The organism is Sphingorhabdus sp. (assembly GCF_029865925.1).
In the GTDB taxonomy this organism is placed as follows: Bacteria; Pseudomonadota; Alphaproteobacteria; order Sphingomonadales; family Sphingomonadaceae; genus Sphingorhabdus_B.
The window spans coordinates 79,667-86,400 of sequence record NZ_JARXAI010000060.1 but is presented as its reverse complement, the minus strand read 5'-3'; the positions used below and the strand labels follow the sequence as shown (position 1 = coordinate 86,400).

Annotated in this window: 9 protein-coding genes and 1 tRNA gene; 4 read left to right on the top strand and 6 right to left on the bottom strand. The window is 54.5% G+C overall.

The annotated features are described in order from the left end of the window. Together QE270_RS05825 and petA are read right to left on the bottom strand one after the other, a co-directional pair. The coding region (locus tag QE270_RS05825; protein ID WP_300036538.1) for a cytochrome b/b6 at positions 1 to 1,038 on the bottom strand (1,038 nt) is incomplete at its 3' end. A 14-nt stretch (positions 1,039 to 1,052) separates the two neighbouring features. Then, complete coding sequence (petA, locus tag QE270_RS05820; RefSeq protein WP_300036535.1) at positions 1,053 to 1,685, bottom strand: ubiquinol-cytochrome c reductase iron-sulfur subunit; 633 nt, start codon at positions 1,683 to 1,685, stop codon at positions 1,053 to 1,055. Between the two features lie 285 nt (positions 1,686 to 1,970). On the opposite strand from petA, the gene QE270_RS05815 reads away from it, so the two are divergent. Next, positions 1,971 to 3,341: a class II 3-deoxy-7-phosphoheptulonate synthase gene (locus QE270_RS05815; RefSeq protein WP_300036532.1), complete on the top strand. Its 1,371-nt coding sequence runs from the start codon at positions 1,971 to 1,973 to the stop codon at positions 3,339 to 3,341. A gap of 31 nt (positions 3,342 to 3,372) precedes the next feature. Here the strand turns inward: QE270_RS05815 and QE270_RS05810 are convergent, their stop codons facing one another. The 4 genes from QE270_RS05810 to QE270_RS05800 all read right to left on the bottom strand — a co-directional run bounded on the left by QE270_RS05810 (position 3,373) and on the right by QE270_RS05800 (position 5,431). Beyond that, on the bottom strand, positions 3,373 to 3,864 hold the full coding sequence (locus QE270_RS05810) for a response regulator transcription factor (protein ID WP_300036529.1): 492 nt from the start codon (positions 3,862 to 3,864) through the stop codon (positions 3,373 to 3,375). Beyond that, positions 3,786 to 4,061, bottom strand: a complete 276-nt coding sequence (locus QE270_RS10750; RefSeq protein ID WP_366142253.1) for a response regulator — start codon at positions 4,059 to 4,061, stop codon at positions 3,786 to 3,788. The genes QE270_RS05810 and QE270_RS10750 overlap by 79 nt, the downstream gene beginning before the upstream one ends. Positions 4,062 to 4,205: 144 nt before the next feature. Next, positions 4,206 to 4,280 (bottom strand) — tRNA-Gln (locus QE270_RS05805). A 62-nt stretch (positions 4,281 to 4,342) separates the two neighbouring features. Then, positions 4,343 to 5,431, bottom strand: a complete 1,089-nt coding sequence (locus QE270_RS05800) for a branched-chain amino acid aminotransferase (protein ID WP_300036527.1) — start codon at positions 5,429 to 5,431, stop codon at positions 4,343 to 4,345. Positions 5,432 to 5,491: 60 nt separating this feature from the next. Here QE270_RS05800 and QE270_RS05795 point away from each other — a divergent pair, with 60 nt between their 5' ends. The 3 genes from QE270_RS05795 to QE270_RS05785 are packed head-to-tail and all read left to right on the top strand — an operon-like array spanning position 5,492 to position 6,708. After that, on the top strand, positions 5,492 to 6,001 hold the full coding sequence (locus tag QE270_RS05795) for a MarR family transcriptional regulator (protein ID WP_300036524.1): 510 nt from the start codon (positions 5,492 to 5,494) through the stop codon (positions 5,999 to 6,001). After that, positions 6,001 to 6,327: a phosphoribosyl-ATP diphosphatase gene (locus tag QE270_RS05790; protein WP_300036521.1), complete on the top strand. Its 327-nt coding sequence runs from the start codon at positions 6,001 to 6,003 to the stop codon at positions 6,325 to 6,327. The genes QE270_RS05795 and QE270_RS05790 overlap by 1 nt, the downstream gene beginning before the upstream one ends. A 3-nt stretch (positions 6,328 to 6,330) precedes the next feature. Further along, complete coding sequence (locus QE270_RS05785) at positions 6,331 to 6,708, top strand: HIT domain-containing protein (RefSeq protein ID WP_300036518.1); 378 nt, start codon at positions 6,331 to 6,333, stop codon at positions 6,706 to 6,708. Positions 6,709 to 6,734 lie beyond the last annotated feature (26 nt).

Sequence of the window (6,734 nt, the reverse complement as noted above, 5' to 3'; positions counted from 1 at the left end):
TACTGGTGATGTGTCCAGCCAAGGCAGGAAGAACAACAGCAAGATCGAACCAAACATCGCCAACACACCCATCAGCTTGGCCGGAACGATGATGATGCCCGTGAACGGAATGCCGAAGTCGACGGTGAACGCCTTCAAAATGGCGTAAAATGGCAAGAAATACCATTCAGGCACAATATGCGCTGGCGTCGACAGCGGGTTCGCCGGAATATAGTTATCTGGGTGACCCAACATATTTGGTGCAAAGAATGTCACTGCAACAAAGAAGATCAAGAAGACGCCCAGACCGAAGCCGTCCTTCGCCGTGTAATATGGGTGGAACGGAACAGTGTCCTGTTCGCCCTTGATGCTTACGCCCGTTGGGTTCGATGATCCTGGAATGTGTAATGCCCAAACGTGCAGGATGATGACGCCAGCGATGACGAACGGCATCAGATAGTGCAGCGAGAAGAAGCGGTTCAGCGCCGCTTGGTCAGGCGCAAAGCCGCCAAGCAACAACTGACGCAGTGGTTCGCCCACCAAAGGAATGGCGGAGAAGAAGCCAGTGATAACCTGCGCCCCCCAGAAGCTCATTTGGCCCCATGGAAGCACATAGCCCATGAACGCAGTAGCCATCATCAAAAGGAAGATTGTGACCCCAAGCAACCAGATCATTTCACGCGGCGCTTTATATGATCCGTAGAAAAGTCCCCGGAAAATATGAATGTAGACGACAATAAAGAAGAAGCTCGCGCCGTTCATGTGCGCGTAGCGCAAGAACCAGCCAGCATTCACGTCGCGCATAATGTGCTCGACGCTGTTGAACGCGCCGTCCACGCTTGCATAATAATGCATGGCAAGGACGATGCCGGTTACGATCTGGATAACCAAAGCGAAGCCCGCAAGGACGCCGAAGTTCCAAAAATAATTGAGGTTACGTGGCACAGGATATCCTGCGCCGAGTGAGTTAAAAACCAAACGCGGCAAGGGCAGGCGTTCATCGACCCACTTACTTACCGTGCCCTGCGGCTTATACTCTTGTGCCCAAGGGAAGCTCATAACGTTCTAGCTCCTCAACCGATTTTAACGACTGTGTCAGAAATGAATGCGAATTCCGGAACGACGAGATTTGTCGGGGCTGGCCCCTTCCGGACGCGCGCGGCGGTATCATAATGCGTACCATGGCATGGGCAGAAATAGCCGCCAAATTCGCCCTTAACTTCGCCAGCGGCAGCGCCCAAAGGCACACAGCCCAAATGGGTGCAGACGCCAAGCGTGATCAACCAATTTTCTTTGCCAGGCTTGGTCCGCTCGGCAAGTGTTTGTGGGTCACGCAATGAACCTACATCAACCTTGTTTGCCATGTCGATTTCGGCGGGCGTGAGGTTACGGATAAAAACAGGCTGTTTGCGCCAGCTGGTCTTGATCGACTGACCCGGCTGAATGGCGGCGACATCGACTTCGATAGAGGCCAAGGCTAACACGTCAGCGCTTGCGCTCATTTGCGAGACCAAAGGCATGGCGACCGCTGCGGCGCCAACGCCGGCAAAACTTACCGTTGCAATATGGATGAAATCGCGGCGACGCACGCCTTCACCCTCGGTTGTATCCTGAGCTGCGCTCACCGCAGGGGCTGCGGGCTTAACCTTGCTGGCTGCCTTCGCAGGCTTTTTTCCTGCGCCATTTGTCTTTTTGACTGTCGACATTATCTGTCCTTTTTGCGTCGCGGAACGGGCCCGCGCAATATCTTCAAAATCGTATCGCTTTGGCCATCCGTGCTCATTTCGACGCATGGCTAAGGCAATTCAGCGGTCTGATAGACGGCTTTCAAGCAATTTGCCAACAAGGAATTTAGCCGCCAATGTGACAAATGACGCCAGCTTAGTTGCATTTTACAAAACCAACGCAAATTGGCCGCAAAAACTTGCTTATAGCAACATAATGGGCCTAAAGGGCGCAAATGTTAAACGATTATTGTTGGAGTATACGCTATGGCGACGTGGACGCCGGACAGCTGGAGAGACGCAACGGGCATTCATATGCCTGTGTACAAAGACGCTGCTGCATTGGCTGCAACAGAACATACGCTGCGCAATTACCCGCCGCTGGTGTTCGCAGGTGAGGCACGCAACCTGACCGCGGACCTCGCCAAGGTTGCGGATGGCAAGGCATTCCTGCTGCAGGGCGGCGACTGTGCCGAGAGCTTTGCCGAGTTTCACCCCGACAATATTCGCGACACCTTCCGCGTTATCTTGCAAATGGCAGTCGTGCTAACCTTTGCTGGTAAGCTTCCCGTTGTGAAGCTTGGCCGGATGGCAGGTCAATTCGCCAAGCCGCGCTCCACGCCGACTGAAACGATCAATGGCGTTGAGCTGCCGAGCTATTTTGGCGACATTATCAATGATATTGAGTTCGTCGCCGAAGGTCGGGAACCCGACCCAGCGCGCATGGTCCGCGCTTACAGTCAGGCGGCGTCGACGCTTAATCTGCTGCGCGCCTTTTCCAATGGAGGCTATGCCAATCTGCAGCAGGTCAATGCCTGGACGCATGATTATATGGGCCGGTCTCCATGGGCGCAAAAGTATAAAGAAACGGCCGATCGTATCAGCGAGGCTTTGGCCTTTATGGAGGCGTGTGGCATCACGCCAGAGACCGTGCCGCAAATTAAGGGCACCAGTTTCTATACCAGCCATGAAGCTTTGTTGCTGCCTTATGAGCAGGCGATGACGCGACAGGACAGCCTGACCGGTGGATGGTATGACACATCCGCGCATTTCCTATGGATTGGGGATCGTACGCGGTTTGAAGGGTCGGCGCATGTCGAATTCCTGCGCGGTATCGGCAACCCGATTGGTATTAAGTGCGGGCCAAGTCTTGAGCCCGATGCCTTGCTGCGCATGCTTGACACCGTGAACCCCGCGCGTGCCGCAGGTCGCGTGACACTGATCTCACGTTATGGCTATGACAAGGTTGAGAGCGGGTTGCCGACATTGGTGCGCGCTGTGCAGCGTGAAGGGCATCCCGTCATTTGGTCTTGCGACCCGATGCACGGCAACGTGGTAAAATCGGCCAGCGGTTATAAGACGCGGCCGTTTGAGCGCATCCTGGCGGAGGTTCGCGGGTTCTTCGCGGTGCACCGTGCCGAAGGTAGTTTCGGTGGCGGCATCCATATCGAAATGACGGGTCAGAATGTTACCGAGTGTACGGGCGGCGCGGTCGATGTGACCGACGAAGGTCTGGCTGACCGGTACCACACGCACTGTGATCCGCGCTTGAACGCAGCACAGTCACTTGAACTGGCATTCTTGCTGGCTGAAATGCTGAACCAGGAAATGACTGAGCGCGCCAAAAAGGCAACCTAGGCTAGGCCAACCTTTTAGCACCTGCCGCGCCTTATGTTTTAAAAGACTCAAGCCGGTATTCATAGCCGAAAACCGTAACAATCCGAAAACCGTTCTGAAGCTGCAAGTCCAGCTTCGAACGGACGCGCGACACGTGCATATCCAGCGTGCGTGATGCCATGCTTTCCGGGGTTCTCCAGATGGTTTTGATGATGTTATTGCGGGATAATGTGCGATTGACGTTTTTGAAGAACATCTCGGCAAGCTCAAATTCTTTAGCGGTCAGGAGAATGGTCTTTCCATGCACGGTCACGCTCTGATCGAGCCTATTCATGAGGTAGAGTCCGCAGCTTATCTCGGTATCAAAGGCGCCAGTTGGAGCACTTTTGTGCAACAAGGCATTAACCCGCGCGGTAATAACGGAGCGGACTTCAGGCTTCGTAATATATTCATCCGCGCCTGCTGTTAACGCCTCTGTAATATCCCGCTTTGCCCTCGGTTGGTCATGATAATGACAGGAGGTCGTTTCGGTAGCGCCTTGCACATCCAATTGAAAAGGGGTGTGCCATTTTTGCTCTCAATATTCCAATCCAGAATAACAAGATCAAATATTTCGCGTGATATTGAATCGGAAAAAGCTTCGCCGTCATTGAAACCGACTGCGTCATGCCCCCGTTCTTCAATGATCTCTGTCAGGTGCACCACGACATCCGGCTGGTCGTCGGCAATAACTACTCTCATGACTTAATCCACCCTTCAGCAAGTGCCAACTCTTTGAACTAAAAAGGGTTAATAAGTCATGAATCATCCGGAAACTCGGAAAAGTTGAAACTTTTGCTCTGATTTACAGTGTCTTACGAAATTCGTTAGAATTTTTGTAAAGAATGGCTGGGGCGGCAGGGATCGAACCTGCGAATGGCGGCATCAAAAGCCGCTGCCTTACCGCTTGGCGACGCCCCAGCAAGCCAGTAATCTGGCCGTTGCGCGCGGCTTATATCGTGGTAATCCTATTGCGCAACAGCTTAATCGACGCGCTGCACCCAGCCATGGGTGTCTGCCGCAATTCCGCGCTGAATATCTACAAGTTTTGCCCGAATTTGCTGGGTCATCTGCCCCGCACCGCCTGCGCCGATGGTAAAGCTGCCCTGTGCTGACTGCACCTTTCCAACAGGCGTGACGACAGCAGCGGTGCCGCAGGCGAAGGTCTCAACCAATCGGCCCGATTCCGCATCCGCACGCCATTGGTCAATCGCGTAGCGTTCCTCACGCACAGTCAACCCCTGTTCCCGCGCTAGGGTCAGCACAGAATCGCGCGTGATGCCCTCCAGTATCGTACCGTCGGCTGGCGGGGTGATGATGGACCCATCATCGAACAAGAAAAACAGGTTCATGCCGCCCAGTTCTTCGACCCAGCGGTGTTCGGCTGCATCAAGAAACACAACTTGGTCGCAGCCTTGCTTAATGGCTTCCGATTGCGCCACGAGGCTTGCAGCATAATTGCCGCCGCATTTCGCTGCGCCAGTGCCGCCCGGTGCCGCCCGAGTATACTGCTCGGAGACCCAGATGGATATCGCAGGCGCGCCGCTTTTGAAATAATTGCCAGCGGCTGATGCGATCACCATGAACAGATATTCGGCAGACGGCTTCACCCCCAGAAACACCTCACTCGCGATCATGAAGGGCCGCAGATAGATTGAGCCTCCATCCACCGGTGGGAACCAGTCCTTGTCGACCGCAATCAATTGTTTGCAGGCCTGCAGGAACATATCTTCAGGCAATTCTGGCATCGCTAGCCGCTTGGCCGAACGTTGGAAACGACGGGCATTTTGTTCGGGGCGGAACAGCGCCATTCCGCCGTCCGCGAGGCGATAGGCTTTCAGTCCTTCAAAAATCTCTTGAGCGTAATGCAACACCGCAGTCGCAGGATCGAGCGTCAGTGGTCCGCGTGGCCCGACTTTCGCATCATGCCAGCTCTTGGAGTCTGAATAGCGGATTGTGACCATATGATCTGTGAACACCCGGCCAAAACCAGGGTCGGTTAACCGCGCGGCGCGCTCGGCTGGATCAACCGGGTTCGGGTTGGTTTCAAAAGGAAAGGCGCCAGCGGTCATGAATGTTCTCGTCTATTAGGGTCTTGCACTGTTCTATGGGCTAGGCCAAGATACGTCAATATGGCTGTCCCATCTTCTGTTTCTGTCCCGCCCACTGCGTCGCCTCTGTTCCTGCGTGAACATGAAGTGCGGCGTGGGGTCGAGCTTTTGTTTTTTGGCTACACGCGGCTTACGCGTGCGATTGATGATGGCTTGGCTGAACATGGCCTTGGCCGCGCGCATCATCGCGCGCTCTACTTTATCGCGCGTCAGCCTGATCTGCCAATCAGCGCATTGCTTAAGATTCTGGCCATCACCAAACAATCGCTTGGCCGCGTGCTGAATGATTTGGCCGACAAGGGCTTGGTGGAAACGCGCACGGGTAATGTTGATCGCCGGCAAAAACTGCTGCGCCTGACGCCCGAGGGCGTCAAATTTGAGGCGCAGTTGTTTGAAGCCCTGCGGAGCAGCCTTGCGTCGGCTTATGCTGCGGCAGGGCAAGAGTCCGTTACCGGCTTTTGGCGTGTCCTCGAAGGGTTGATCCCTGCCGAGGACAAGGCCATGGTCATAGCCCTGCAAAAGGATATTTGATGCCCGACACACTCAAACGGCTCGAACACACCATCGCGCAGCGTTCTGGCGCCGCGCCGGACAGCAGTTATGTCGCATCCTTGTTCACTAAAGGTCGGGGCAAAATTGCTCAGAAGGTTGGTGAAGAAGCCACGGAAACTATTATCGCTGCAATGTCTGGGGATGCGCAGCAGGTAACGGCAGAGTCCGCTGACCTTATATTTCACCTGCTGATATTGCTGCGCGAATGCGGTGTGTCATGGGATGACGTGCTGGCCGAACTAGATCGCCGAGAGGGCGTATCCGGCCTCGTCGAAAAGGCGGCGCGCAGCAATATTGGGGAGTGAGACATGCCGATTGACCCGACTTTGGAATATGATGACCAAAATATCTTCGCCAAAATCCTGCGCAAAGAAATACCATGCCGCCAAGTGTTCGAGGATGAATGGGCACTCGCCTTTCACGACATAAACCCGCAAGCGCCTGAGCATGTCCTTGCCATTCCCAAGGGCGCTTATGTCAGCTGGGATGATTTCAGCACCACAGCCACCGACGCCGAAATAGCCGGATTTGTGCGTGCCGTGGGCTATGTTGCGCGCGAAATGGGGTTGGTTGAGACCGGATATCGCCTGCTCGCCAACATCGGAATCGATTCCCATCAAGAAGTCCCGCACCTTCATGTCCATATTTTTGGTGGAAAACCGCTCGGACCGATGCTTGTTCGGTGAAATTAAGTTGCGTGACGCGAGGGAGC